This is a genomic window from Mesorhizobium onobrychidis (assembly GCF_024707545.1).
Taxonomy (GTDB): domain Bacteria; phylum Pseudomonadota; class Alphaproteobacteria; order Rhizobiales; family Rhizobiaceae; genus Mesorhizobium; species Mesorhizobium onobrychidis.
The window spans coordinates 1,182,980-1,209,223 of the sequence record NZ_CP062229.1 but is presented as its reverse complement, the minus strand read 5'-3'; the positions used below and the strand labels follow the sequence as shown (position 1 = coordinate 1,209,223).

Here is a 26,244-nt window from a genome sequence, read left to right as displayed (position 1 = left end):
AAGCCGGTGACGACCTACGTTGTGTCAGTCACTGCGGAGCTTCGACGGTAATCTTGATCGCGGCATAGTAAGCCGCAACATTGGCGATGTCTTCATCGCTCAGGTTCTTGACGACCGCCGACATCATTTGACTCTTGCGCTGTCCGATCTTGTAAGCCATCAGCGAGTGGACGAGATACTCGTACTTCTGCCCGGAGATATTGGGCGTGTAAGACAGTTTGCCGATGCCATCCTTGCCGTGGCACACTTGGCATTGCGTCATGACTTTCCGGCCGGCGATGCTGTCGCCTGCTGCCTGCACAAATGACGAGGTGACCACGAGGGCAGCCAGGCCAAGGATCAAACCACGCATACTATGCGCCCGGACGTGTCGAGTAAGTTTCTTGATCATCGAAGTCCTCCCACAGTTCGCGGCCTTTTCCCCTTTGGCGTGACGCAGAAATTAACTGCCGGTGCATCGCGCGAGTCCAGCAATTGGGGATTGTGTAACACGATACACTCCGCAATCGCGCCTACATTTCGTTGTTTTCGATGATGCCGGCCTCGCCGTCGGGCAGGACGGCGGGCGCTGCCGACTTCCTCCTCACCCCGGCACCGCCGCCGTTCTCGGGGATGAACTCGAACGCCGGCTTTTTAGCTCACTTTGAGTCGGAGCGAAGCACAGTGTACGACGACGTTGTCGCCGCGCCGGAACCGTTACCACGCGTGACGCGCACAGTAATAGGTCCGCTCTTTGCAGGGGCAGGGGCAACGGTCGCGGTCGAGGCTACTGTCTCGGTCACGTCCGTCGCGCTGGCATAGAATAGCTCGCCATTCGGCGAGACGCCCCATCTCGCGATATCATTCTCATCTCTGATCGCCTGGCAACGTCCAACCGTTTTTTGACCAGCGCGCGGAACTCTCGATATCTGATCAGTCAGCGCTTGTTCGCATTGGGACGTGGTCGAAAAGATCGTGGGCTTCGCGGCCGGCGCTCGGCATAGCATCAAATCGGGACTGCACGACAACAGCACCATAATGGCAGACGTTACTGTATCCATCGCCCTTCGCCTCCGCGACGTAATATAGCTTCAATGCTGAGACTGCGAAATGGTTCAAACGTTCGAGCCCGCTGCCTCACGGTGGCGGGCTTTTCCGCGCCTACTGAACAGTCCGATCTACAAGTTGCCTGACTTCGGTCATCTGGGCATCGAGTGCGCGAAACTGTTCTTTCGAAAACTTCAGAACCATTAACACACCACTGCTCATTTCTATCTGCCAACCTAGTGTTGTGACTCTAACACTCGACGCCCTCGTGCGACCTTTTCAAGGATGTCAGCAGCCTTGGCGGCCCAGATGAAGGGTTTGGGGTCGGCATTGTGATGCTCCAGGTAGGCCTCGATCGCGATCGTCAGGTCGGTCACGCTGCGGAAGACGCCGCGGCGGATGGCGTCGTCGGTGATGAGCCCGAAGAAGCGCTCGACCTGGTTCAGCCAGGAGCCAGAGGTCGGCGTGAAGTGGAGGCGGAAGCGCTTATGCCGGGCAAGCCAGGCTTTGACCTTGGGATGCTTGTGGGTGGCGTAGTTGTCGACCACCAAATCCAGGGCGAAGTGCTTGGGCGTGTTGCGATCGATCGTGCGCAGGAAGCGCAGGAACTCCTGGTGGCGGTGTCGCGGCATGCATTCGCCGATGACCTTGCCGGTGGCCACGTCGAGGGCGGCAAACAGTGTCGTGGTGCCGTTGCGCTTGTAGTCATGGGTCATCGTGCCGGCCCGCCCCTTCTTGATGGGCAGCCCCGGCTGCGTGCGGTCGAGCGCCTGGATTTGGCTCTTCTCGTCGACGCAAAGCACCAGGGCTTTGTCCGGCGGGTTGAGATAAAGGCCGACGACGTCCTGGACCTTCTCGACGAACGCCTTGTCATTGGACAGCTTGAATTTTTTGATCAGATGCGGCTTCAGCCCGTGCGCTGCCCAGATGCGCTGCACGCTCGACGGGCTGAGCCCCACCACCTTGGCGAGCTTGCGCACCGACCAATGGGTGCTCGCCGGCGGCTTCTGATGCAGCGTCATATCCACCACACGCTTGATCACCTCGGCCGAAAGCGGCGGCTTGCGGCTCGGCCGGCTGGCATCCCGCTTCAGCCCCTCAATGCCGCACGCAACGTAACGATCACGCCAGCGATAGGCGGTTCGCTTGGTTTTGCCGGTCGCCCGTACAATCGCGGTGACGCCGTCGCCGTCCGCCCACATCAGCACGATCCGCGCCCGCCAAACCCATTTCTGTGGCGAGTTGCGGTCCGCCACCCAACCCTCCAGCGTCGCCCGATCCTCAGGAGACAACCGGATGCCCGATTCAGTTGACATGCCCTCTGACTCGCACATCAGAGAGCTAAAGGGAATCCTTTCGTTAGAGACGGAACACTAGCTGATCGCGGCTATGATGCGGATTGGATCAGGGAACTCATCAGCGCGAAGGGCGCCTGGGCCAATATACCGCCCAAGCGAAATCGCAAGGAGCCCATCTCTTTCAGTCCATATCTCTACCGAGCGCGCAATCTCGTCGAGCGGTTCTTCAATAAGATCAAGCAATGTCGTCGCATTGCCACCCGTTACGACAAACTCGCTGCAAACTACCTCGCCTTCGTCAAGCTAGCATCCATCCAGCTTTGGCTGCGCGTTTTATGAGTTCACGGCCTAGGCTCAAGCGGCCGACAGGCAGGCGAATTCACGAACCGGCTTCGCCACCCTCGCCCAGAACCTCGGCAACGGCACGCTCGAAACGCGATGCTTCCGTCACCAGCCAGTCGGCCATGGCCGGCCAATTGTCCTCGGCAAAGCAGTTCACCCGCCACAGCGAATTGATGCCGAGGCCCTCGCAACTCTGTTCCGGCCTGAGCCTCAACCTGTCTTCGATCGCCGGCTGGAACGGCCTCAACCGCGACCAGGTTTCCGTGGCACCGAACTTCTCGTTGCGGCCGAAGAAGACGCCGACATGGTTCTGCGCCGGCGCGACATACATGGAAAGGACCAATGCGAAGTCGGGCAGCCCGCGCTGCCAGAACCAGGGTCCGCGCCGCGCCATCAGAGCCCTTTCTTCCGGATGCCGTTCCGCGAACAGCGTCCAGAAGCCGCGTTGGCGGAATTCAGAGGCGCGGCGGACGCCAAAGTCGAATTCGCTCATGGTTCGACCCGTTGAGGGCGCCGCAACCGGCGCCCAGGGCTGTTATCAGCCTTACACCATGCCGAGAGCGGCTTTGTAGAGGTCGAGGATGGTTTCCTCCTCTTGCCGCTCGGCCTGATCCTTCTTGCGCAGCCGGATGATCGACCGCATCGCCTTGGTGTCGAAGCCGGTGCCTTTGGCCTCGGCGAACACTTCCTTGATGTCGTCGGCGATCGTCTTCTTCTCTTCCTCGAGCCGCTCGATGCGCTCGATGAAGGCTCGCAGCTGGCCGGCGGCAACAGTCTGGCTGGTTTCGGTGATGTCGTCGGCCATTTTTTCTCCGCGTCGTTTTCCATGCCGCGACTCAGGAACTGTCGCGGCGAATTTGCAGCGGTTCGATGCCCGACCGGGGGCGGCGGGTCAAGCTGTTATCGATGCGGCATGAAGGGCTGCCGCCAGACGCAGACAACTCAGCCTGGGCAACATTTCTGTCTCATCCGAATGCGATCAGCAGATCCTTGGCGTCGATCTGATCGCCGGCCTTGACCAGCACTTCGGCGATTGTGCCGTCGCGCTCGGCATGCAATGCCGTCTCCATCTTCATCGCCTCGATCGACAGCAGCACGTCGCCGGCCTTGACCGCCTGGCCGGCGGCAACGGCAAGCGCCGAGACGACGCCGGGCATCGGCGCGCCGACATGCGCCTCGTTGCCCGGCTCAGCCTTGCGCCGCGCCTTGGCGGCGGAAGCGCCATGCGCGCGGTCCGGCACTTTGACCCGGCGCGGCTGGCCGTTGAGCTCGAAGAACACGGTGACCATGCCCTTCTCGTCGACATCGCCGATGGCCAGGCAGCGCACCACCAGCGTCTTGCCCTTCTCGATGTCGACAAAGATCTCGTCTTCCGGCTTCATGCCGTAGAAATAGGTCGGCGTCGGCAGCACACTGACCGGCCCATAGGTTTCCTGCGCTGCCGCAAAGTCGGAGAGAACCTTTGGGTACATCAGCCACGAGGCGAATTCGAACTCGTTGAGTTTGCGCTCGAGCTTGTCCTCGATCTCCTTGCGGCTGGCCTTGAGATTGGCTGCTTTCAGCAGCGAACCGGGCCGCGCGGTGATCGGTTTGTCGCCTTTCAGCACCTTCTTCTGCAGTGCCTCCGGCCAGCCGCCGGGCGACTGGCCGAGGTCGCCGCGCAGCATCGACACGACCGAGTCGGGGAAGGCGATATCCCTAGCCGGATTTTCGACATCGGCGACCGTCAGGTCCTGGCTCACCATCATCAGCGCCATGTCGCCGACGACCTTGGACGACGGCGTCACCTTGACGATGTCACCGAACATCAGATTGACGTCGTGATAGGTTTGCGCCACTTCGTGCCAGCGCGTCTCCAGACCGAGCGAGCGCGCCTGTTCCTTGAGATTGGTGAACTGCCCACCCGGCATTTCGTGCAGGTAGACTTCCGAGGCTGGCCCCTTCAGGTCGCTCTCGAAGGCGGCATACTGGTTGCGCACCGCCTCCCAATAGAACGAGATGTTCCTGATCCATTGCGGGTCGAGGCCCGGATCCCGCTCGGTGCCCTTCAGCGCCTCGACGATCGAGCCCAGGCAAGGCTGCGAGGTGTTGCCCGACAAGGAATCCATCGCCGCGTCGATGGCGTCGACGCCGCTGTCCACCGCAGCCAGCACCGTCGCCGCCGAGAGGCCTGACGTGTCGTGCGTGTGGAAATGGATCGGAAGGTCGGTCGCTTCGCGCAGCGCCCTGAACAGCACTCGTGCCGCCGCGGGCTTTAGGAGGCCGGCCATGTCCTTGACCGCGACGATATGGGCACCGGCCGCCTGCAACTCCCTGGCCAGCGTGACATAGTATTTGAGGTCGTATTTGGCTCGGGCCGGGTCGAGTATATCGCCGGTGTAGCAGATCGCTGCTTCGATCAGTTTGCCTTCGGCGCCGACCGCGTCCATGGCGACCCGCATGTTATCGACCCAGTTCAAACAGTCGAAGACACGGAACAGGTCGATGCCGCCGGCGGCTGCCTGTTTGACGAAATGCTGGACGACATTGTCGGGATAGTTGGTGTAGCCGACGCCGTTGGCGCCGCGCAAAAGCATCTGCAGCAACAAATTGGGCGCTGCCTCGCGCACCAGCGACAGCCGTTCCCACGGGTCTTCTGTGAGGAAGCGCATGGCGACGTCGAATGTCGCCCCGCCCCAGCATTCGAGCGACAAAAGCTGCGGCAGCGCGCGCGCATAGGTGCCGGCAATGCCGGCGATGTCATATGTGCGCACCCGCGTCGCGAGCAGGGATTGGTGTCCGTCGCGCATCGTCGTGTCGGTGACCAGCACCTCTTTCTGTGCGCGCATCCAAGCGGCGAATTTCTCCGGCCCAAGCGCATCGAGCTTCTGCTTGCTGCCATCGGGCACATTGCCGTTGAGATAGGGCACCATGGGTGCCGCCGCATCGGCTTTCGGCTGCGGCCGGCCGCGCGTCTCGGGATGGCCGTTGACGCTGACATCGGCCAGGTAATTGAGCAGCTTGGTCGCGCGGTCCTGCCGCTTCACGCTCGCGAACAGTTCCGGCGTCGTGTCGATGAACTTGGTCGTGTAGGAATTATCGGCGAAACTCGGGTGATTGATGATCGCCTCGAGGAAGGTGAGGTTGGTCGCCACGCCGCGGATGCGGAACTCGCGCAGTGCGCGGTTCATGCGGGCGATGGTCTCGGCCGGCGTCGGCGCCCATGCCGTCACCTTTTCCAGCAGCGGGTCGTAAAAGCGGGTGATCACCGCGCCGGAATAGGCGGTGCCACCATCGAGGCGGATGCCAAAACCGGTGGCGCCGCGATAGGCGGTGATTCGGCCATAGTCGGGAATGAAATTGTGCTCGGGATCTTCCGTGGTGATGCGGCACTGCAGTGCGTGGCCGTTGAGCCTGATATCCTTCTGCGCCGGCACGCCCGATTCCGGCGTGCCGATAGCGAAACCATCGAGGATGTGGATCTGCGCCTTGACGATGTCGATGCCGGTCACCTGCTCGGTGACGGTGTGCTCGACCTGGATGCGCGGGTTGACCTCGATGAAGTAGAATTTGCCGGTGTCGGCATCCTGCAGGAATTCGACCGTGCCGGCGCCGATATAGCTCGTCTCGCGGGCGATCTTCAGCGCATGACCGCAGAGCTCTTCGCGCCGTGACATTTCGAGATACGGCGCCGGCGCGCGCTCGACCACCTTCTGGTTGCGGCGCTGGATGGAGCAATCGCGCTCGAACAAGTGCACGGCATTGCCATGTATGTCGCCCAGCACCTGCACCTCGACATGGCGGGCGCGCTCGATCAGCTTTTCGAGATAGACCTCGTCCTTGCCGAAGGCGGCTTTCGCTTCGCGCTTGCCCTCCGTCACCTCGCGGGCGAGATCGACTTCCGAGCGAATGGAGCGCATCCCGCGGCCGCCGCCGCCCCACGATGCCTTCAGCATCACCGGATAGCCGACCGTCTTGGCGAGTGCCTTCACCGCCTCCATGTCGTCCGGCAAGGGATCGGTGGCGGGAATTACCGGCACGCCGACCTCGATCGCCAGGTTGCGTGCGGCGACCTTGTTGCCGAGCCTGCGCATCGTATCCGGCTTGGGTCCGATGAAAATGATGCCGGCCTTGGCGCAGGCTTCGGCGAATTCAGGGCTTTCCGACAACAGCCCATAGCCCGGATGGATGGCATCGGCGCCCGAAAGCCTGGCGACGCGGATCACTTCCTCGATCGACAGATAGCTTTCGATCGGCCCCATATCCCTGGTCAGATGCGGCCCGCGCCCGACCTGGTAGCTTTCGTCGGCCTTGAAGCGATGCAGGGAGTATTTGTCCTCCTCGGCCCAGATCGCAACGGTTTTGAGGCCGAGTTCGTTGGCCGCGCGGAAGACGCGGATGGCGATTTCGGAGCGATTGGCGACAAGGATCTTCGAGATTGCCAAGGACAGGCTCCGGACGCGAACGGAAGGGAACTGACGACATGATTAACGCGAAAATGCTGCAGTGCAAACAAAATCGAAGGAAGCGATTAAACCGATTTAGTTTGATCTATCGCGTTAACACATTGCGTGTCGGTCCCGACAACGCCCCGAAATCCCGATCAAGCTTTCGGGAAACTCCCATGAAACTCCCATGAAAAATGCCCGGCGCGAGGCGCCGGGCACTTCATGTAGCAACGTCCGGTTATTTGCCGGGTGCGTTCTCGACATAGGTGTACTTGCCGTCGTCACCCTTTTTCCAGGTGTACATGACGTAATCCGGACGGGTGATGTCGCCTTTCGCATCATAGCCGATCTCGCCGATCGTGGTCTTCCAGGGGCCGGCCGACTTGATGGTCTCGGCTACCTTCTGAGCGTCATCGGCTGAACCGGTCTTGGCGATGGCGGCCGCGACGATTTCCATCGCCGCGTAGGAGTAGAGGGTATAGGCCTCAGGCTCGAAGCCGGCTGCGCGGAACTTCTCGACGAGTTCCTTGGCGTTCGGATTCTTGCGCGGATCCGGAGCGAACGTCATCAGCGTGCCGTCGACGGCGTCGCCGGCGATGGAGGCCAATTCGTTTGACACGATGCCGTCGCCGGACATGAAGGTTGCCTTGAGGCCCTGGTCGGCGAGCTGGCGTATGATCAGGCCGGCTTCGGTGTGCAGGCCGCCATAGTAGACGACGGAGACGCCTGCGTCCTTCATCTTGGCGATGAGGGCCGAGAAATCCTTGTCGCCGACATTGATGCCTTCATACATGGCCTCGGTCACGCCACTGGCTGCAAGCGCCTTCTTGGTTTCGTCGGCGAGGCCTTGGCCATAAGGCGTCTTGTCATGGATGACAGCGATCTTGGCATCCTTGAAGTTCGCGGCGACATAGTCGCCAGCAACCTTGCCCTGCTGATCGTCGCGTCCGCAGGTGCGGAAGGTGTTCCACATGCCGCGTTCGGTGAACTTCGGATTGGTCGCAGCCGGGGTGATCTCGAGGATACCGTTCTCGGCGTAGACTTCCGATGCCGGGATCGAAACGCCCGAGTTGAAGTGGCCGACCACGTACTTGACGCCGTCGGCGACGAACTTGTTGGCGACCGAGATGCCCTGCTTCGGATCGGAGACGTCGTCGCCGACCGTGAGCTTGACCTGCTCGCCGTTGATGCCGCCGGCCGCATTGATGTCGGCGACAGCCTGTTCGGCGCCCTTTTGCAGTTGCGCGCCGAAGGCGGCGTTCGGACCGGTGATCGGACCGGCAACTCCGACCAGGATGTCAGCCCACGCGCTTCCGCTGAACGCGACGAGCGCGGTCAGGGCGACGGCGGACAAAAGTGATTTTCTCATGTAAAACGCTCCCATTTACAGAGTGGGCGTGGATGATGCTTTCATGCGATGCCCACTTTTACTCGCAGAAAACGTACTTTGCCGATTTTCAGGCACTTGTCACGCCGATTCATCCCCGGAACGGCGTTAATGGTGAACGTCAACCTTTTGGTTTCCAGCTCAAAAGCGATGCTCTTTCGTAGAGCCAGTTATACTGTGTCACCATCTGGTTGGTGCGCGTGTATTGATAGCCGATGAAGCCCACTATCATCAGGACAATGGTGTCGACGATGTAGTACTGCAGCGAGAACATCGTGCCGCCGAACAGTGCGTGATGGATGAACCTTACGGCGATGCCGAGGCCGAGCATGTAAGCGAACAATTGGACGAAGCTGCGCCATGTTTGGGCGCAAGCCTTGCCCGTCATCCATGCCGCCCAGCCGCCAAGCAGGCAGGTGACGAAGAAGAAATGCCAGACCGAGGGTTCCTCATAGAGAATGCCCTGCATGATGAAGACTCCTGAACTCAGTGATGGCCGCCTTCGAGATAGGCGGCGCGCACGTCCGGATCGGCGAGCAGTTCCTTGCCGGTGCCGCTCATCGTCACATTGCCGTTGACCATGACATAGCCGCGCGTGGCGAGCTTCAGCGCGCCGAAGGCGTTCTGCTCGACCAGGAACACGGTCAGCCCCTGCGTGCGGTTCAACTCGCGGATGGCGTCGAAGATCTGCTTGACGATCAGCGGCGCCAGGCCCAGCGACGGCTCGTCGAGCAGAAGCAGCTTCGGCCGCGCCATCAGCGCACGTCCGATCGACAGCATCTGCTGCTCGCCGCCCGACAGCGTGCCGCCGCGTTGGGCAATGCGTTCCTTCAGGCGCGGAAACAGCGTGAACACCTTCTCGACGTCCTCGTCGTAATGCTGGAGGTTGTCGAGGCTGGCGCCCATCTGCAGGTTTTCCATCACCGTCATGCGCGGGAAGATGCGCCGTCCCTCCGGCGACTGGGCGATGCGCATGCGCGCGATCTCATGAGTCGGCAATTGGGTGATGTCGGTGCCGGCGAAGGTGATGGTGCCCGCCCGCGCCCGTGGAGCACCAAAAATGGTCATCATCAGCGTCGACTTGCCGGCGCCGTTGGCGCCGATCAGCGCCACGATCTCGCCCTGCTTGACGGTGACATCGACGCCGTTCAGCGCCCTGATGTTGCCGTAGTAGGTCTGGACGCCCTTGATATCGAGCAGCGTCGTGCCGGCCATTATTTACGCCCTCCGCGCCGGTTGGAGACGCCCGGTGTCTTCGGCTTTACCGGAGCCTTGGTGGCCGGCTTTGCCGCTGAGGATTTCGCGGCAGAGGGTTGCTTGGCTGCGGCCGGGGAGGCTGCCTTGCTTGCCGCAGCGCTCGATCTTGCGTCGACCTGCCCGGCTTTCGAGGCACCCTTCGACACCGTGACCCGTTCGCCCTCGCTGTGGCCGACCGTGTCGGTCACCGGTCCGGCGAGATACGAAGATGATGTGCCCGGGCCGTGCGCCGAATCCGGGCCCGTATCCAGTTGCTCGATAACGTCTTCGTCGCCGACCTCGGTCAGCACCGTCTCGACCTCCTCGTCTTCGACGCCGAGATAGGCGGCGATGACGCGCGGGTCGGTGCGTACCGCCTGCGGACCGCCGTCCGAGATCTTGCGCCCGTATTCGAGCACCACGATATGGTCGGAAATCTGCATGACCACCGCCATGTCGTGCTCGATCAGCAGGATCGACGTGCCGGTGGTATCCTTGATGTCCATCAAAAGCGCGTTGAGCGCCATTGATTCCTTCGGATTGAGTCCGGCCGCCGGTTCGTCGAGGCAGAGCAGCTCCGGACCCGTGCACATCGCCCGCGCGATCTCCAGGCGCCGTTGCGCGCCGTAGGGCAGGTCGCCGGCCGGATCGTCGGCTCGATCGACGAGGTCGGCCTTTTCCAGCCAGTGCCTAGCGAGGTCGATCGACTCGGCCGACGCCGTCCGGTAGCCGCTGAAGCCGAACAGGCCGAGGACGGTGTAGCCGGAAGCCTTCATCAGCTTGTTGTGCTGCGCCACCAGCAGGTTCTCCAGCAGCGTCATGCCCGAGAACAGACGAATGTTCTGGAAGGTGCGCGCCACCTTGGCGCGCGCCGGAATCTCGTGGTTCGGCAGGCGTTCGAGCAAGAAGCTCGAGCCGTCGCGCCGGCTGAGCGTGATCATGCCTTCCGACGGCTTATAGAAGCCGGTGATGCAGTTGAACACGGTGGTCTTGCCGGCACCGTTCGGCCCGATCAGCGCGGTGATCTCGCCGCGCCTGGCCTGGAAGGACAGGTCGCCGATGGCGACCAGACCGCCAAACTTCATCGACAGATGCTCGACCTGCAGGATGGCATCGTTCACGGATGGGCTCGCATCGCTCATCAGCCGTGGCCCTCCTTGGTGAAGGAGCCGGATACGGCCCTGCTCTCTTTGAGAAAGGCTGTCGGTTCACGACTGCCGACGAAGCCGCGCGGCTTCCACAGCATGACGATGACCATGGCCATGCCGAACAACAGCATGCGATAAAGCTCCGGCGTGAAGTCGGGACCGAAAACCTGCTTCAGGAAATCGAGCTCGCGCAGCACCTCGGTGCCGCCGATCATCACCATGGCGGCGACGGCAATGCCGACCAGCGAACCCATGCCGCCGAGCACGACGATGGCGAGGATTATGGCCGATTCCAGGAAGATGAAGGATTCGGGGCTGACGAAACCTTGCCGCGCGGCGAAGAACGAGCCGGCGAAGCCGCCGAACATGGCGCCCGTGGCAAAGGCGGTGAGCTTGGTGGTGGTGGTGTTGATGCCGAGCGAGCGGCAGGCGATCTCGTCCTCGCGGAGCGCTTCCCAGGCGCGACCGACGGGCATGCGCCTAAGCCTTATGGTGACGAAGGCGGTGAGCAGGCAGAGCCCGAGGATCAGGTAGTAGAGGAATATCTTGTAGTAGGCGCTCGACGTGGCGATGTCGAAAACCTTGGCGATATAGTTCGGATCCGAGACGTTGAACGACATCAGGCCGAAAAAGGTGACCTTGGGGATGCCGGAGATACCGGCCGAGCCGTTGGTAACCTCACGCCAATTGATCAGCACGAGACGAATGATCTCGCCGAAGGCCAGCGTCACGATCGCCAGATAGTCGCCACGCAGGCGTAGCACCGGAAAACCCAGCAGCACTCCCCAGAAGGCAGCCATGGCGCCGGCGGCAGGCAGCAGGATCCAGAACGACAGGCCGTATTGCGTGCCGAGCAGCGCATAGGCATAGGCACCGACGGCGTAGAAGGCGACATAACCAAGGTCGAGCAGGCCGGCGAGGCCAACGACGATGTTCAACCCCCAGGCCAGCATCACGTAGATCAGGATCTGGATGCCGAAATTGTCGACCCATTTCAGAGAACCCTGGAACCCAGCGGCCACCGATCCTCCGTACATAGCAAGCACCAGCACGACAATGACCGGGTAGAGCGCCAGTGCGGTTATGCCCAGCGCCGAGAAATGGGCATGGATGAAGGTTCGGAAATAAAACAGCACCGAGGCGAGGGCGTAGATGATCGCCAGCGCCCTCAGGAACCGTGCATAACCGGCCAGACCGGGTCCCAGCAATCCGTCAAGGGAGCCGGCCAGAAGAACCAGCACGGCCACTATGGCGATGGCCGCGATGAAATACGGCAACCGGAAGAACCGCGTCGCGACGCTGGCTGGCAACAGGCCGGTGGCGACGTCGGCGATCTTCTGTTTGGCCAGGAAGGGCTGGCCATAGGCGACGTAAAGGAAGCGGCCGACCATCGTGGCGATCATCACCACGGCGAGCAGGCCCCAGCGCTGCACCAGGATCAGCTCGTTGCTGATGTTCTGATCGGTCTTCAGGCCGATGAACAGCACGAACAGGCCAAGCACGATGGCGCCGGCGTAAAGCGCCTCGCGCGTGGCACGCTGGACGGGGGTAGCGACGACGTCGCGTTCCGGAGATGCGGTGACGGCCATGGTCTCAGACCTTTTCGACTTCTGGCCGGCCCAGAATGCCGGAAGGCAGGAAGATCAGCACGATCGCCAGGATGGAGAAGGCGGCGACGTCCTTGTAGTCGATCGAGAAATAGGCCGACCACATGCTCTCGATAAAGCCGATCATCAGCCCGCCGAGCACGGCGCCGGGCAGCGAGCCGATGCCGCCGAGCACGGCCGCGGTGAACGCCTTCACGCCGGGCGTGAAGCCGTCGGAAAACACCACGACGCCGTAATACATCAGGAACAGCGTGCCGGCGACGGCGGCAAGGGCGGCGCCCATGACGAAGGTGATCGAGATGGTGCGGTCGACGTCGATGCCGAGCAGTGCAGCCATCTTGCGATCCTGCTCGCAGGCGCGTTGCGCTCTACCAAGCGCGGTCCTGTTGACGAGATACCAGAAGACCGCGAGCAGGATCACGGTGACCAGGACGATGATGATCTGCTTCAGCGACACGCTGATGCCCGCGATATTGTAGACCTTGGACACCATCGGCGGCACCGGCTTGTTGCGCGGCCCTTGCGTCACCTGGACGAAGTTCGACAGCACGATCGACATGCCGATCGCGGTGATCAGCGGCGCCAGCCGGAACGAACCGCGCAAAGGCCGGTAGGCCACCTTCTCGATCGTCCAATTGTACAGGCTGGTCAACAGCATCGCGACGATCATCATGACCAGAAGTGCGATGACCACCGGCACCGAATAGAACAACGCACCGAGGATGAGGAAAACGATGAGGGCGGCGAAGGCCCCGACCATGAAGATGTCGCCATGGGCGAAATTGATCATGCCGATGATGCCGTAGACCATCGTGTAGCCGATCGCGATCAGCCCATAGATCGATCCCAGCGTCAGCCCATTGATAAGCTGCTGGACAAAGTACTGCATGCTGTCGTGGCTCCCCTGGAATGTCGCCCATGCAGACGCATTCCTTTTCGTATTTGCCCTAGTCGTAAAGTTTCGAGCCCGGATTGCAACGTGATTTTTCGATCAGAACGCGTGTTTTCGCCGCACGCTGCCCGATTGCCCATTTTTTTCATATCCGGCCTCTGGACTATCGCGGACCCTATCATTGGCATAACGCAATGTCTTTGGCGATTCGTCGTCAAAATGCACGCCGTTTCGAAGGAATCGCCGTCAAAATAAGTTGATGAGCGGGATCGTTGCGCCGTCGCAACGATCAATCTTTGCGTCCCGTTCGTTTCCCTGGGTCAGGATGCTCTCTATCTGACGACGAACCCGTGCGCGAACGGATCGCGATCGTCGATGAAGATCGTGTTCAATCCGGTCATGCGCGCCCAGCCGCCGATCGAGGGAACGATCGCCGGCTTGCCCGCCACCGTGACTTCCTTCTCGACCCTGCCCTTGAACAGCGAGCCGATGATCGATTGATGGACGAATTCGTCGCCAGTCCCAAGCTTGCCCTTGGCGTGAAGCTGCGCCATCCGCGCCGAGGTGCCGGTGCCGCAAGGCGAGCGGTCGATCGCCTTGTCGCCGTAGAAGACGGCGTTGCGCGCATCCGCCTGGCTGTCGGTCGGCGCACCCGTCCACAGCAGATGCGACAGCCGGTCGATGCCGGGATTCTCGGGATGCACGAAGGAATACTTCTCGTTGAGCCGCTGCCGCACCACCGGGCTCCAGGCGATGAGGTCGCCGGCGGAATGGTCGGCCATGTCGCGATAGTTCTTCTGCGGCTCGACGATGGCGTAGAAATTGCCGCCATAGGCGACATCGACAATGATCTCGCCGAGCTGCGGACATTCGATCGTCAGTCCCTCGGCATGAAGGAAGGACGGCACGTTGGTGATGCGCACCTCCTCGACATATTCGCCGACCTGTTTGTATTCGGCGGTGACCAGGCCGGCCGGCGTGTCCAGCCTGAGCAAACCCGGCGTCTTCGGCTTGATCAGTCCGTGTTCGATGGCCATCGTCACCGTGCCGATGGTGCCGTGACCGCACATTGGCAGGCAGCCCGAGGTTTCGATGAACAGGATGGCGATGTCGCAATCGAGCCGCGTCGGCGGATAGAGGATCGAGCCGGACATCACGTCATGGCCGCGCGGCTCGAACATCAGCCCGGTGCGGATCCAGTCATATTCTGCCAGAAAATGCGCGCGCCGCTCCATCATTGTCGCGCCCTGGAGCAGCGGTCCGCCGCCGGCGATAAGCCGCACCGGATTGCCGCAAGTGTGGCCGTCGATGCAAAAGAAGGAGTGGCGCGCCATTTCTAGATCCCGTCAGAAGCGGTTCGGAGAAAACGGAGAAAGATCAAACACCGGATTTTGGCCGAGAATGAGATCGCGGACCAGGCGTCCGGTGGCAGCCGCCTGGGTCAGGCCGAGATGGCCGTGGCCGAAGGCATAGACTATCGTGGCGGCCTGCCTGGCGCCACCGATCACCGGCAGCGAATCCGGCAGCGACGGCCGGAATCCCATCCATTCGCGGCCGCCGGCCGGGTCAAGCCCCGGCAGGAATTTTTGTGCCTTGTCGAGCAGCGCTTTCGAGCGGGCGTAGTTGGGCGGCCGCTCGATGCCGCCGAGCTCGACCGCGCCGCCGACGCGCACGCCGGTTTCAAGCGGCGTGACGACGAAGCCGTGGCCGGAGAAGATCAGTTGCCGCTTCACGTCGAAGGCGGTCTTCGGCAGCGTCGTGTTGTAGCCGCGCTCGGTTTCGAGCGGGATGCGGTCGCCGATATGTTTCGCCAGGAGATGCGACCACGCGCCGGCGGCGATGACGAGGCGTTTTGCTTGCCGCACCGTGCCGTCGGCCAGCGTCAATGTCGCGCCATCCTGCCCTGCTCCGACATGGTCGATGCGAGCCTTTTCGAAACGCGCGCCGTTGGTCTCGGCATAGGCCCAGATCGCCTTGCCTAATAATTTCGGATCCGTAACGGTCTTCCATCCCGGCACGAAAGTGCCCTTGACCAAGCGCGGCGACAGGCCCGGCTGCAAAGCGGCGAGAGCGTCACCCTCGACGTGGCTGAAGCCGATGCCGAAGCGCTGCCTGGCCGTCCAGCCGGGCAGCGACGCCTTGAACTCGGCCTCACTCCCGTAAAGTTCGAGCGCGCCGTCCTCGCGCAGCATGTTTCCGGTGCCCGAGCGCGCCATCAGCCCGGCCCATTCGGCCTCGGCGAGCCGCATCATCCCGACCTGCGCCGCGAGGCTGGCCTCGTAGCGGTCGCTTAGTCCGGCGCGCCAGAAGCGGACAAGCCAGGGCAGCAGCTTCGGCAGGTAGGCGGGCGGGATGCTGAGCGGGCCGAGCGGATCGGCAAGCCATTTCGGCAGATGCCTGATCATGCCCTTGTGGGCCAAAGGCAGCACATCGGAAAAGGCCAGGGCGGCGGCATTGCCGGAACTCGTCTCCTCACAAATCCCCGTCCGATCGAAGATCGTGACGTTTCGCCCCGCCTCGGCCAGATACGCGGCGACACAGATGCCGATGATGCCGCCGCCGATAATGGCGATGTCCTCCCCTTCTCCCCGTTCACGGGGAGAAGGTGCCCGAAGGGCGGATGAGGGGCTGCGCCCCCCTTTTGCCGACTTGGAAATTCCTTGCACGTGGGCGCTGCCCCTCATCTGGCTGCCGCCATCTTCTCCCCGTAAAACGGGGAGAAGAGAGCCTGCCTTAAAACGTCGGCAGCACCGGCCGCGCCGCCAGCGCATCCCTGACGATCTTTTCGACCATCTTGCGGCGCTCGCCCGACAGCGGCTGGCGCGGCATGCGCACGCGGTCGTTTGTGTTGATCGCCAAGACTTCGGCAAGCTTGATGTTCTGCACCAGATAGGTCGAGACGTCGAGGTCGAGCAGCGGCCGGAACCAGCGGTAGATTTTCAGGGCCTCCTCGCGGCGACCCTGCTTCATCAACTGGTAGATGGCGACCGTCTCGCGCGGAAACGCAGTGACCAGCCCCGCTACCCAGCCGATGGCGCCGACCGACAGCGCCTCGAACGCCAGATTGTCGACGCCGGTGAACAGGTCGTAGCGGTCGCCGAAGCGGTTGATGATCTCGGTCGAGCGGCGGATGTCGTCGGAGGATTCCTTGATGGCGACGAAACGCTTGTCCTTCGCCAGTTCCTCCATCTGGTCGACGGTGACGTCGACGCGATAGGCAAGCCGGTTGGAATAGATCATCACCGGCAGGTCGCCGGCCTCGGCGACGGCACGCAGTGCGGCGACCGTCTCCTCCGCATTGGTGTGGTAGATCGGGCTCGGCACCACCATCAGCCCGTTGGCGCCCTCTTTGGCGGCGCGGCGCGCGATCGCAGCGGCCTCGCGGGTGCCGGCTTCGTTGACCGTCAGCAGAACCGGCTTGTTGCCGGCGATCTTCTGCGCGGTCTTCAGCACGTCGATCTTCTCGTCATGCGAGAGCATCGGCCCCTCGCCGAGCGAGCCGCAGACGATGATGCCGTCGCAGCCGGCCTCCATCTGCAGCGCAAAGCAGCGCTCCATCTCGGCGTGGTCGAGGCGGTCGTCCTCGGTGAATTTCGTTGTGACGGCGGGGAAAACTCCGGTCCACATGGCGGTCGCTCCATCTGATATATCAGTCGTATATTTATTAAGAAACGGACTGTCAACACGGATTTCGCTATGATATATCAAAAATATATCAGGAGCTCGCCTTTGATATTCAATGAAACAAGCCCGGCCTTCGAGCCAGTGGCGGCGAAAGCCTACCGTGTGCTCGAGCACATGATCGTGACGCTCGAACTGGCGCCTTCAAGCTTCATCACCGAGGGCGCGCTGATCGACAGGCTGGGGCTCGGCCGCACGCCGGTGCGCGAGGCGATCCAGCGACTGGCGTGGGAGGGACTGCTGGATGTCCGGCCTCGTGCCGGCATCGCCATTGCCGCGCTTCATCCCGGCGACTGGTTGCGCGTTCTCGATGCACGGCGTGGCGTCGAGGTGGTTCTCGCCCGCTCGGCCGCCCGCTTCGTCACCCGTGAGGCCGCCGACCTGTTTCACGATGCCGCACTGGCCATGCAGAAGGCGGTGATATCCGGCAATGTGCTGGCCTTCATTCAGGCCGACAAGGCGCTCGACGAGGCGCTGGCGCTGGCTGCCGACAACCCCTTCGCTGCGCGGCTGGCGGCCCCCTTGCAGACCCACAGCCGCCGCTTCTGGTTCCGCTACAAGGCCGATACCGGGCTTGCCGAATCGGCCGAGCACCACGTCGCGCTGATCCGCTCGATCCTCGACGGCGACGAAGACGCCGCCGCCAAGGATGCCAAGCGCCTGATGGCGCTGCTGCGCGGCCATGCCGAGGCGGCCGCCACGCGCTAGGAGATCGGCATCAACCTTCGGCGGGCTCTTTGAGCCCCGCCCATCCGGCGGCCGCCAGGCCGCTGAGCATCGCCCCAATTCCGTCATGCGTCCTGGTCGGCCGGGATCACCACGTTTTCCCAATGTTCGCCGGCCGCGACGATGCAGCTTCTGCCGGCGACATCGGTGACGATGATCGTCCAGCTTCCGCTGTCGGCGACATAGACTTCCATAATCGCCATCTGGCCGATCAGCCCGAAAGCAAACTGTCTTTCCTGGAACTGCTCGCTCAGGTGAGCGACGAGATCGCCATGTTCGACGCAGTATTGATATTGGGCGCTTGCGGCGTTCGTACCCACCGCCAATGCGCCAGCAAGCACCACGGTTTTCACCCAAACGAACAGCGATTTGCGTGCCATAGCGCACCTCCTTTGCCATCACGTCCGGCAAAGGGGAGAGCCCTCATTTTGCCGGAACGATCCAGGCCGGTTCCGACGTCATCGCGTCGTTCCTTTCTGTGTTCCGGTCTGTCAGCGGGACGATTCCAAATGTTCCCACTATGTTCCATAAATGGTGTCGGCAACGCAAAAGCGCAAGCAGGCGCCCGCTGGGGCGCCTGTGGATCCGTTTCAAGTCGTCGCCGAGAACTGCGGCCTGCGCGCGGCTATGCTGAGGCGGCTGCCACCGGCTAGGCGGCTCAGGTTCCTGGCAGCGCCGCCGTCGTCATCGCGCTCTCCCAGCCTTCACCCACCGAAACCACGCAGCTTTGACCGCGTGTGTCGCTGGCGAGGATGGTCCAGGTGCCCCGGTCGGAAACGAAGACTTCAACAATCACATTCGGATTGACGACGCCGAGCGCGGTCGGATTTTCCCGAAACTTCTCGCCGAGCGCCTTGATCATGTCGGCTCGTGGCGCGCATTGGTCGGCCGCTGTTGCCGGGGCGGCGGAAAGCGCCGCGACTGCTACGCAAAGTGTCGTCACCATTAGACGTGTCATCTGACGCCTCCTTGCCGCCGGCCGCCCCGAAACTGTCGCCAGCGCCGTTGGTTGGTCTGCCGCGCCTGCTTCGCGGCCGGATTGCAATTTTAAAGACTTCTGCTGCCGCCTGGTTCCATCACATTAGCGTTCACGCAGATACGGGCCGAGACCGGCCAACAAAAAGGCCCGGTTTCTGGCCGGGCCTCTTTCGCTCAATTTTTAATCGACCGACCTAGTTCATCGTCGGGATGACGAATTCGGCACCGTCCTTGACGCCGGACGGCCAGCGCGAGGTCACCGTCTTGGTCTTGGTGTAGAAACGGAACGCGTCCGGTCCGTGCTGGTTGAGGTCGCCGAAGGAAGACGCTTTCCAGCCGCCGAACGTGTAGTAGGCGATCGGCACCGGGATCGGCACATTGATACCGACCATGCCGACCTGGACCCTTGAGGCGAAGTCGCGGGCCGCATCGCCGTCGCGGGTGAAGATGGCGACGCCGTTGCCCATTTCGTGGTCGTTGGCGAGCTTGATCGCGTTCTCGTAAGTCGGCGCGCGCACCACGGAGAGCACCGGTCCAAAGATCTCTTCCTTGTAGATGCGCATGTCGGCGGTCACGTTGTCGAACAGGCAGCCGCCCATGTAGTAGCCGTTCTCGTAGCCCTGCATTGAAAAGCCGCGGCCGTCGACGACCAGCTTGGCGCCTTCCCTGACGCCGGTATCGACATAGCCCTTGACCCGCTCCAGCGCCTGCGCCGTGACCAACGGGCCGAAATCGGCGGACGAATCCGTCGAGGGGCCAACCTTCAGGCTTTCGACACGCGGCACCAGCTTTTCCATCAGCCGGTTGGCGGTGTCGTTGCCGACCGGGACGGCCACCGAGATCGCCATGCAGCGCTCGCCGGCCGAGCCGTAGCCGGCGCCGATCAGCGCATCGACGGTCTGGTCCATATCGGCGTCGGGCATGATGATCATGTGGTTCTTGGCGCCGCCGAAGCACTGCACGCGCTTGCCGGCCGCACAGCCGCGCGAATAGATGTACTGGGCGATCGGCGTCGAGCCGACGAAGCCAATGGCCTTGATATCAGGATCGTCGAGGATGGCGTCGACCACGTCCTTGTCGCCGTTGACGACGTTGAGGATGCCCGCCGGCAGACCGGCCTCGATGAACAGCTCGGCGATGCGCATCGGCACGCCCGGGTCGCGCTCCGAAGGCTTCAGGATGAAGGCGTTGCCGCAAGCGATAGCCGGCGCGATCTTCCACAATGGGATCATCGCCGGAAAATTGAACGGCGTGATGCCGGCAACGACGCCGAGCGGCTGGCGCATCGAATAGACGTCGATGCCGGGCCCGGCGCCGTCGGTGAACTCGCCCTTCATCATGTGCGGCGCGCCGATGCAGACCTCGACCACTTCCAGGCCGCGCTGGATGTCGCCCTTGGCGTCGGCGATGGTCTTGCCGTGTTCGCGCGCCAGAATGTCGGCCAGCGCATCATATTCCGTGGCGACCAGTTCGAGGAACTTCATCAGGACGCGCACGCGCCGCTGCGGATTGGTCGCCGCCCAGCCGGGCTGCGCCGCCCTGGCGTTTTCCACCGCCGCACGCAGTTCCGCCTGCGAAGCCAGCGCCACGGTGCCGCGCACCGTGCCGTCCATCGGCTGCATGACGTCCTGCTTGCGGCCGCTGGTCCCAGCGACACGCTTGCCGCCGATGAAATGACCGTATTCGATCATGGTTTCTCTCCCTGTATTTGTGATGCGGCATTGTCTGCCTTTGCGCGGCCGATGGCAACGCGAGCGAACACGCAACCGTTGTGCGGAAAATAGATAGCGGACGACGCCTGTGCATCAATTGCCGCAAATGATAGGGTGCAGGTCCCCTAGCGGCAAGGATTGAGAAATTGAGTTCCTTCGCGCCCCCCTCTGTCCTACCGGACATCTCCCCCACGAGGGGGGAGATTGGCTGCCATCCCCGCTTTCGCCAATCCGCAACGTTGCAAGAAAGTCGCCGCCGGAGCGGCCGGCCGATCTCCCCCCAAGTGGGGGAGATGTCCGGCAGGACAGAGGGGGGCGCCGTAGAGCGCTGCTGTAACTGTCCTCATCCGGGCCATCCCCATGAACTGGGATGACGTCCGCATCTTTCTGGCGGTGGCGCGTGCCGGCCAGATCCTCGGCGCGGCCAAGCGGCTGGAGCTCAACCACGCCACCGTCTCGCGCCGCGTCGCGGCACTCGAGGATGCGCTGCGCGCAAAACTCTTTCGGCGGCTGACCACCGGCAGCGAGTTGACGCCGGCGGGCGAGCGTTTCCTTGACATCGCCGAGCGCATGGAAGGAGACATGATCGCCGCGCGCTCGATCGTGGCGGGCGAAGGCGACGATGTCTCCGGCACCGTGCGCATCGGCGCGCCTGATGGTTTCGGCGTCGCCTTCCTGGCCAAACGCCTCGGCGCACTGACGGCGCTTCACCGCGAACTCACCATCCAGCTGGTGCCGGTGCCGCGTTCCTTCTCGCTGTCCAGGCGCGAGGCTGACATCGCTATCACCGTGGAGCGGCCGACCGAAGGCAGGCTGGTGGCGGGAAAGCTGGTCGATTACACGCTCGGCCTGTTCGCGTCCCGCGCCTATACCGAAGCGCATGGCCTGCCCCAGACGCCGGCCGAGCTCGGCCGGCACGCGCTGATCGGCTATGTGCCGGACCTCATCGTCAGCCCCTCGCTCGACTATGCTGCCGAGTTCAGCGCCGACTGGCGCACGAGCTTCGCCATCTCCTCGGCACTCGGCCAGGCCGAAGCGGTGCGCTCCGGCGCCGGCATCGGCATCCTGCACACCTTCGTCGCCCGTTCGATGCCGGAACTGGTGGCTGTCGACATTGTCGCGCCCATCCGCCGCGCCTACTGGCTGGTCTATCACGAATCCGTCAGACCGCTGCGCCGCGTCCAGATCGTCGCGAGCTTCATCACCAAGGCGGTGGAACGGGAGCGAAGCCTGTTCGTCTGACGATATTCATCTGACGCGGCGAAGTGTGTTGAACCTTGATCCCAAATTGCGCTGCAAGTTTCTCACCTCGCTCAAATGGATGAAGCACCTTCCGATCCTACCGCTGGTATCGCTCCGGTCCAAGATCGCGGACATTGATGTCCGGCACCCGGCTGGAAATGATGTCGGCCAGGACCTTGGCCGAGCCGCAGGCCATGGTCCAGCCGAGCGTACCGTGGCCGGTGTTGAGATAGAGGTTGGAAAACTCGGTGCGGCCGATTAGCGGCGGCCCGTCCGGCGTCATCGGCCGCAACCCGCACCAAAAGGTCGCCGACCGCATGTCGCCGCTGCCTGGAAATAGGTCGCCGAGCGAATGTTCGAGCGTGCGCCGCCGCGATTCATGCAGCGTCAGGTCGAAGCCGGAAATCTCCGCCGTGCCACCGACCCGGATGCGGCCGCCGAGCCTGGTGATCGCCACCTTGTAGGTCTCGTCCATCACCGTCGACACCGGTGCTGCGGCAGCATCCTTGATCGGCACGGTGATCGAATAGCCCTTGACCGGACAGACTGGGATGGGTCGTTTCAGGCTGCGCATGAACTTGGCCGAATAGCTGCCCATCGCCATCACATAGGCGTCGGCAGCCTTCCAACCCTTGCTCGTATTGATGTTGGCGATACGGTTGCGCTTGCGGACAATCCGCCTGATCGACGTGTCGTATTCGAAGGTAACGCCGCGCGCCACGCAGAGCTCGGCCAGACGGTCGGTGAACATCTTGCAGTCACCGGTTTCGTCGCCCGGCAGTCGCAGGCCTCCGACAAATTTTTCACGCACGCCTGCCAGCCCTGGCTCGGCTGCGATGCAGCCGTCGGGATCGAGAATCTCGTAGGGAACCCCGTATGTCTTCAGCACCTCGACATCGCCGGCAGTGCCGTCGAGCTGCTGTTGCGTGCGAAAAAGCTGCAGCGTTCCCTTGGTGCGCTCGTCATAGGCGATGCCGGTGGCCTCGCGCAGCGCTTTCAGCGTGTCGCGGCTGTATTCGGCCAAAGGCACCATGCGGGCCTTGTTGACCGCATAGCGCTCGGCCGTGCAGTTGCGCAGCATCCTGACCAGCCATACCCACATATGCGGATCGAGAGTCGGCCGCACCACAAGCGGACCATGCTTCATCAGCAGCCATTTGATCGCCTTCAACGGGACGCCGGGACCGGCCCAGGGCGAGGCGTAGCCGGGCGAAATCTCGCCGGCATTGGCAAAGCTGGTTTCCAGCGCCGGGCCCTTCTGGCGGTCGATCACCGTCACTTCATGGCCGGCCTCGGCGAGATAATAAGCGGTAGTGACCCCGATAACGCCGCCGCCCAGCACGAAGATCTTCATCGCATAGTTCTCCAGAACGACGTCTTGTCAGGGGTTTTGGGGCGGGCATCGTGGGCTTTCTGTCTGCCGGATTTTACGGCGTCCGCCAAGTCCCCAAGCATGTCGCCCAAAAGTACGCAGCGGTTTTGGGACAACGACATGCCTAAAAAAGCCCGCGCGCTATCCATTCACATAGCGCCGGTGAAAACGGTGTCCGAGGCTGGTCAGGATTTCATAGCCGATGGTGCCGGCATGGCCGGCCGCCTGGTCCACCGTCTGCGACGGTCCGATCAGTTCGACGAGGTCGCCCGCCTTCAGCCTGTCGGGCGGCAGGGCAGAAATGTCGAGAACGATCGAATCCATCGATACACGGCCAAGGAATGGCAAGCGCACATTTTCGAACCAGGCGGCTGAGGCCGCGCGTCGATGCCAGCCATCGGCATAGCCTAGCGAGATCGTTGCGGCGACCACCGAATCGGTCACGTGAAAAATATGGCCATAGCCAACGCCGGCTCCCCTATCGAGGCTGCGCGTCTGGATGACCTTTGCCTGAAGCCGCACCACCGGCAGCATCGGATTTTCCACCGCTGGCGTCGGATTGATGCCGTAGAGCGCCGCACCGGGCCGGGCGAGGTCGTAATGAAAGGGCTGCCCAAGAAAGATGCCGGAGGAGTTGGCTAGCGAGGCCGGCGCCTTTGGCAGCATCCTGCGCAGCCGTTCGAATTCCAGCCGCTGCTGCTCGTTGGCCGGATGCTCGGGCTCGTCGGCGCGAGCGAGATGGCTCATCACGAAGGTGACGTCGATACTGTCGAAAGCCTGCGGATCGGCAGCGACGGCCTCCACCTCGGCTGCCGCCATGCCGAGCCGCGACATGCCGCTGTCGACCTGGATTGCAGCCTTGAGCTTGCGGCCGGCCCGCTGCGCCGCCGCGCGCCAGGCGGCGAGTTGGTCGGCGCTGTTGATGACCGCGCCCAGCTCCGCGTCGACGGCTTCGCTTTCAGCGCCCCGCTGAATTCCGTTCAGCACATAGATCGCCGGACGTGAGCCGAGCGCCTGGCGCAGCAAGACCCCTTCGGTCAGATGCGCGACGAAAAAAATAGCGCAGCCTTCGGCCGCCAGCGCCGCCGCCACTTGGCCCCCGCCGAGCCCGTAGCCGTCGGCTTTGACGACACCCGCGCAGCCGACGCCACCCAAGCGCGCCTTGAGCCGCCGGTAATTTTCGCGGATGGCGCCGAGATCGACGGTCAATATGGCGCCGGCCGCCGCTTCGCTGATCGGCGCAGCTTTGACGGCGACCCTTTCAGAAAGAGATTTTTTGGAGGCCTCGTTCATGCCAACCCCGTCTGCAGCGGATTGGCCATCAATAAAGCCACCGCGCTGACGCGGCAACCGTGGTCGGCGCGAGCGCGGCTTGCGCCAAGCTACGCAACCAGATGCCGGAACGCCGCAACCACATCCTCATAGACCTGACGCTTGAACGGCACGATCAGGTCGGGCAATTCCTGCATCGGCCGCCAAGCCCATTTATCGAACTCGGCGGTGTGGCCGCCCGGCGGCGGATTGATCTCGATCTCGCTCACGTCGCCGTGAAAGCGGAAAGCGAACCATTTTTGCGTCTGGCCGCGATATTTCCCCTTGAAGGCGATGCCGACCAGATGGGCCGGCAGGTCGTAATATATCCAGTTCGGCGCCTCATCCAGCAACGAGACGCTGCGCATGCCGGTTTCCTCATAGAGTTCCCTCTGCGCCGCCTGCAGCGGCTCTTCGCCCTTGTCGATGCCGCCCTGCGGCATCTGCCAGAGCTGCGTCGTGCCGGCGAATTCGCTGTCCGGCTCGGCAATGCGATGCCCGACCCAGACCAGCCCATCACCGTTGAGGATCATCAGTCCGACACAGCGACGATAAGGCAGCGTCTCGGGATCGACCGGTTTTTTCTTCGCCATGCTCAACCTTTTTCCGGATCCACCGCCACTGCCGAAATCGGCACGATCTCGATGCCGCGTTTCTTGGCCTCGCTCACCCAAAACGACACGGTGTCGACCGTCAGGTCGAAGGCCGAGCCGATGCCGACAGCAAAGCCTTTCGCCCGCGCGGTGGCTTCCAGTTCGTCCAGCTTCTTCAGTATGGCGCCGCGGTCCCGCACGGCGTCGATCGACGTGTCACCGGCGGCGAACGGCACGCCGTTTTTCAACGCCAGGTCGGGTGCCAGGCTGCGCGCCGACGAACCGTCGTCGATATAGGCCAGGCCGCGCCTGCCGACCTCGTCCATCAGCGGCCCCATCGCCGCCGCATCGGCCGAAAAACGCGCGCCCATATAGTTCATGACGCCGGTGTAGTTGGTCGTCCGCGACAGTGCCCAGCGCAAATTCTTCAAATTCTCATCCGCCGTCGCCGCGACCGTCAGCGTGTTGCGGCCGGGATTGACGTTCGGATAATCGAACGGTTCGAGCGGCACCTGCATGACGATCTCATGGCCTCTCTGCCGCGCCGCCTGCATCCATCGGCCGATGCTGTTGCCCTGCGGCGCAAAGCCCAGCGTCACTTCGGCCGGCAGCTTGGCGATGGCCGACTGCGTGCCGGTCTGCGACACGGCTAGCCCGCCGATGACAATCGCCACGCGCGCACCACGTGCACCGGACCACGGCCGCGCATAGACATCGAACGGCCGCCTGCCGTCAGCGGCACGAACCGGCAATGGGCCGGTTTCGCCGGCCTCGATCAGCGCCCTGTCGGGAATATGCGCGATCCTCAGGTTCTGGCCGATCGTCGAAGGGTCGCGAATGACAATGGCCGCCTTGGGCGGACCACCGTCAACTTCGGTCGGCATATGGATGATCTGCGGCCCGCCCATCTTGGATGCTGCTTCCGCCTTCGATGCCGGCTCCTTGGCCGGCGCTGCGGGGTCGACCACCGCTGTCGTCTTCGGTGTCGAAACGGCGACTTCTTCCGGCTTTCGAAACGGCCTTTCGCGCAGCGCAATCGCGCCGGAGACGCCGATTACGGCCAGCACCAGAAGCGTGGCCGCGACCACACCGGCGCTCATCCTGCGGGCCGCGCGCGGCGGCCGGACTGCCTGCCCTAGCGGGCGTTCGATGTCGTTGCCGATGTCAGCCAAGCCGCATCCCCAGCCGCGGTTCCCCCGAATCAAACTGCCGGGGCCTTGCAGCCCCGGCAGCATTACATCGCTTCGATCAGGCAGCCAGACCTGT

At 62.9% G+C, this 26,244-nt stretch carries 22 protein-coding genes and 3 pseudogenes; 3 read left to right on the top strand and 22 right to left on the bottom strand.

Annotated elements, in window-relative coordinates; all coding sequences use genetic code 11:
* Positions 1–28 precede the first annotated feature (28 nt).
* Together IHQ72_RS05785 and IHQ72_RS05780 are read right to left on the bottom strand one after the other, a co-directional pair.
* Positions 29–391: a c-type cytochrome gene (locus IHQ72_RS05785; protein WP_258121569.1), complete on the bottom strand. Its 363-nt coding sequence runs from the start codon at positions 389–391 to the stop codon at positions 29–31.
* Between the two features lie 871 nt (positions 392–1,262).
* Positions 1,263–2,342: an IS630 family transposase gene (locus tag IHQ72_RS05780; protein WP_258116586.1), complete on the bottom strand. Its 1,080-nt coding sequence runs from the start codon at positions 2,340–2,342 to the stop codon at positions 1,263–1,265.
* Positions 2,343–2,399: 57 nt separating this feature from the next.
* On the opposite strand from IHQ72_RS05780, the pseudogene IHQ72_RS05775 reads away from it, so the two are divergent.
* A pseudogene (locus tag IHQ72_RS05775) lies at positions 2,400–2,663 on the top strand (transposase); the annotation flags it as partial.
* A gap of 40 nt (positions 2,664–2,703) precedes the next feature.
* Here the strand turns inward: IHQ72_RS05775 and IHQ72_RS05770 are convergent.
* The 13 genes and pseudogenes from IHQ72_RS05770 to IHQ72_RS05715 all read right to left on the bottom strand — a co-directional run bounded on the left by IHQ72_RS05770 (position 2,704) and on the right by IHQ72_RS05715 (position 16,990).
* Positions 2,704–3,159, bottom strand: coding sequence for a DUF4268 domain-containing protein (locus tag IHQ72_RS05770; RefSeq protein ID WP_258121568.1), 456 nt, complete (start codon positions 3,157–3,159; stop codon positions 2,704–2,706).
* Positions 3,160–3,210: 51 nt separating this feature from the next.
* The gene (locus IHQ72_RS05765; protein ID WP_023800031.1) at positions 3,211–3,471 is read right to left on the bottom strand and encodes a DUF2312 domain-containing protein; all 261 of its coding nucleotides are present in this window, start codon (positions 3,469–3,471) and stop codon (positions 3,211–3,213) included.
* A 160-nt stretch (positions 3,472–3,631) separates the two neighbouring features.
* A complete protein-coding gene (pyc, locus tag IHQ72_RS05760) occupies positions 3,632–7,090 on the bottom strand; it encodes a pyruvate carboxylase (protein ID WP_258121567.1) in 3,459 nt (1,152 codons plus the stop codon).
* 241 nt (positions 7,091–7,331) lie between these two features.
* Positions 7,332–8,462 (bottom strand): branched-chain amino acid ABC transporter substrate-binding protein, encoded by a 1,131-nt coding sequence (locus IHQ72_RS05755; RefSeq protein WP_258121566.1) that lies wholly within the window; start codon positions 8,460–8,462, stop codon positions 7,332–7,334.
* Between the two features lie 139 nt (positions 8,463–8,601).
* A complete protein-coding gene (locus IHQ72_RS05750) occupies positions 8,602–8,949 on the bottom strand; it encodes a DUF6867 family protein (protein WP_258121565.1) in 348 nt (115 codons plus the stop codon).
* Between the two features lie 17 nt (positions 8,950–8,966).
* The gene (locus IHQ72_RS05745; protein ID WP_192361325.1) at positions 8,967–9,695 is read right to left on the bottom strand and encodes an ABC transporter ATP-binding protein; all 729 of its coding nucleotides are present in this window, start codon (positions 9,693–9,695) and stop codon (positions 8,967–8,969) included.
* Positions 9,695–10,858, bottom strand: coding sequence for an ABC transporter ATP-binding protein (locus IHQ72_RS05740; protein ID WP_309508771.1), 1,164 nt, complete (start codon positions 10,856–10,858; stop codon positions 9,695–9,697). The genes IHQ72_RS05745 and IHQ72_RS05740 overlap by 1 nt, the downstream gene beginning before the upstream one ends.
* Positions 10,858–11,985 (bottom strand): annotated as a pseudogene (gene livM, locus IHQ72_RS05735) (high-affinity branched-chain amino acid ABC transporter permease LivM); the annotation flags it as partial. The pseudogene livM and the gene IHQ72_RS05740, both read right to left, overlap by 1 nt.
* A gap of 174 nt (positions 11,986–12,159) precedes the next feature.
* A pseudogene (locus IHQ72_RS36865) lies at positions 12,160–12,453 on the bottom strand (DUF3382 domain-containing protein); the annotation flags it as partial.
* Positions 12,454–12,457: 4 nt separating this feature from the next.
* Positions 12,458–13,360 (bottom strand): branched-chain amino acid ABC transporter permease, encoded by a 903-nt coding sequence (locus IHQ72_RS05730; protein ID WP_258121563.1) that lies wholly within the window; start codon positions 13,358–13,360, stop codon positions 12,458–12,460.
* Positions 13,361–13,695: 335 nt separating this feature from the next.
* Entirely contained in the window at positions 13,696–14,697 is a 1,002-nt protein-coding gene (locus IHQ72_RS05725; RefSeq protein WP_258121562.1) for a 4-hydroxyproline epimerase, read from the bottom strand.
* Between the two features lie 12 nt (positions 14,698–14,709).
* The gene (locus IHQ72_RS05720; RefSeq protein WP_258121561.1) at positions 14,710–16,047 is read right to left on the bottom strand and encodes an NAD(P)/FAD-dependent oxidoreductase; all 1,338 of its coding nucleotides are present in this window, start codon (positions 16,045–16,047) and stop codon (positions 14,710–14,712) included.
* Between the two features lie 49 nt (positions 16,048–16,096).
* A complete protein-coding gene (locus IHQ72_RS05715) occupies positions 16,097–16,990 on the bottom strand; it encodes a dihydrodipicolinate synthase family protein (RefSeq protein WP_258121560.1) in 894 nt (297 codons plus the stop codon).
* A gap of 69 nt (positions 16,991–17,059) precedes the next feature.
* Here IHQ72_RS05715 and IHQ72_RS05710 point away from each other — a divergent pair, with 69 nt between their 5' ends.
* On the top strand, positions 17,060–17,752 hold the full coding sequence (locus tag IHQ72_RS05710) for a GntR family transcriptional regulator (RefSeq protein ID WP_258121559.1): 693 nt from the start codon (positions 17,060–17,062) through the stop codon (positions 17,750–17,752).
* Positions 17,753–17,835: 83 nt separating this feature from the next.
* On the opposite strand, the gene IHQ72_RS05705 is transcribed toward IHQ72_RS05710, so the two are convergent.
* The 3 genes from IHQ72_RS05705 to IHQ72_RS05695 form a co-directional block, all read right to left on the bottom strand.
* Positions 17,836–18,150 (bottom strand): hypothetical protein, encoded by a 315-nt coding sequence (locus IHQ72_RS05705; protein WP_258121558.1) that lies wholly within the window; start codon positions 18,148–18,150, stop codon positions 17,836–17,838.
* 278 nt (positions 18,151–18,428) lie between these two features.
* Positions 18,429–18,728, bottom strand: a complete 300-nt coding sequence (locus tag IHQ72_RS05700; RefSeq protein ID WP_258121557.1) for a hypothetical protein — start codon at positions 18,726–18,728, stop codon at positions 18,429–18,431.
* 214 nt (positions 18,729–18,942) lie between these two features.
* A complete protein-coding gene (locus IHQ72_RS05695) occupies positions 18,943–20,439 on the bottom strand; it encodes a CoA-acylating methylmalonate-semialdehyde dehydrogenase (RefSeq protein WP_258121556.1) in 1,497 nt (498 codons plus the stop codon).
* A 381-nt stretch (positions 20,440–20,820) separates the two neighbouring features.
* Here IHQ72_RS05695 and IHQ72_RS05690 point away from each other — a divergent pair, with 381 nt between their 5' ends.
* Positions 20,821–21,702, top strand: coding sequence for a LysR family transcriptional regulator (locus IHQ72_RS05690; RefSeq protein ID WP_258121555.1), 882 nt, complete (start codon positions 20,821–20,823; stop codon positions 21,700–21,702).
* Between the two features lie 97 nt (positions 21,703–21,799).
* Here IHQ72_RS05690 and IHQ72_RS05685 read toward each other — a convergent pair whose 3' ends face one another.
* From IHQ72_RS05685 to IHQ72_RS05670, 4 genes are all read right to left on the bottom strand, one after another.
* Positions 21,800–23,056: a D-amino acid dehydrogenase gene (locus tag IHQ72_RS05685; RefSeq protein WP_258121554.1), complete on the bottom strand. Its 1,257-nt coding sequence runs from the start codon at positions 23,054–23,056 to the stop codon at positions 21,800–21,802.
* 159 nt (positions 23,057–23,215) lie between these two features.
* A complete protein-coding gene (gene alr / locus IHQ72_RS05680) occupies positions 23,216–24,367 on the bottom strand; it encodes an alanine racemase (protein ID WP_258121553.1) in 1,152 nt (383 codons plus the stop codon).
* 89 nt (positions 24,368–24,456) lie between these two features.
* Entirely contained in the window at positions 24,457–24,978 is a 522-nt protein-coding gene (locus IHQ72_RS05675; protein WP_258121552.1) for an RNA pyrophosphohydrolase, read from the bottom strand.
* A gap of 2 nt (positions 24,979–24,980) precedes the next feature.
* Positions 24,981–26,150, bottom strand: a complete 1,170-nt coding sequence (locus tag IHQ72_RS05670; protein ID WP_258121551.1) for a divergent polysaccharide deacetylase family protein — start codon at positions 26,148–26,150, stop codon at positions 24,981–24,983.
* Between the last annotated feature and the right edge of the window lie 94 nt (positions 26,151–26,244).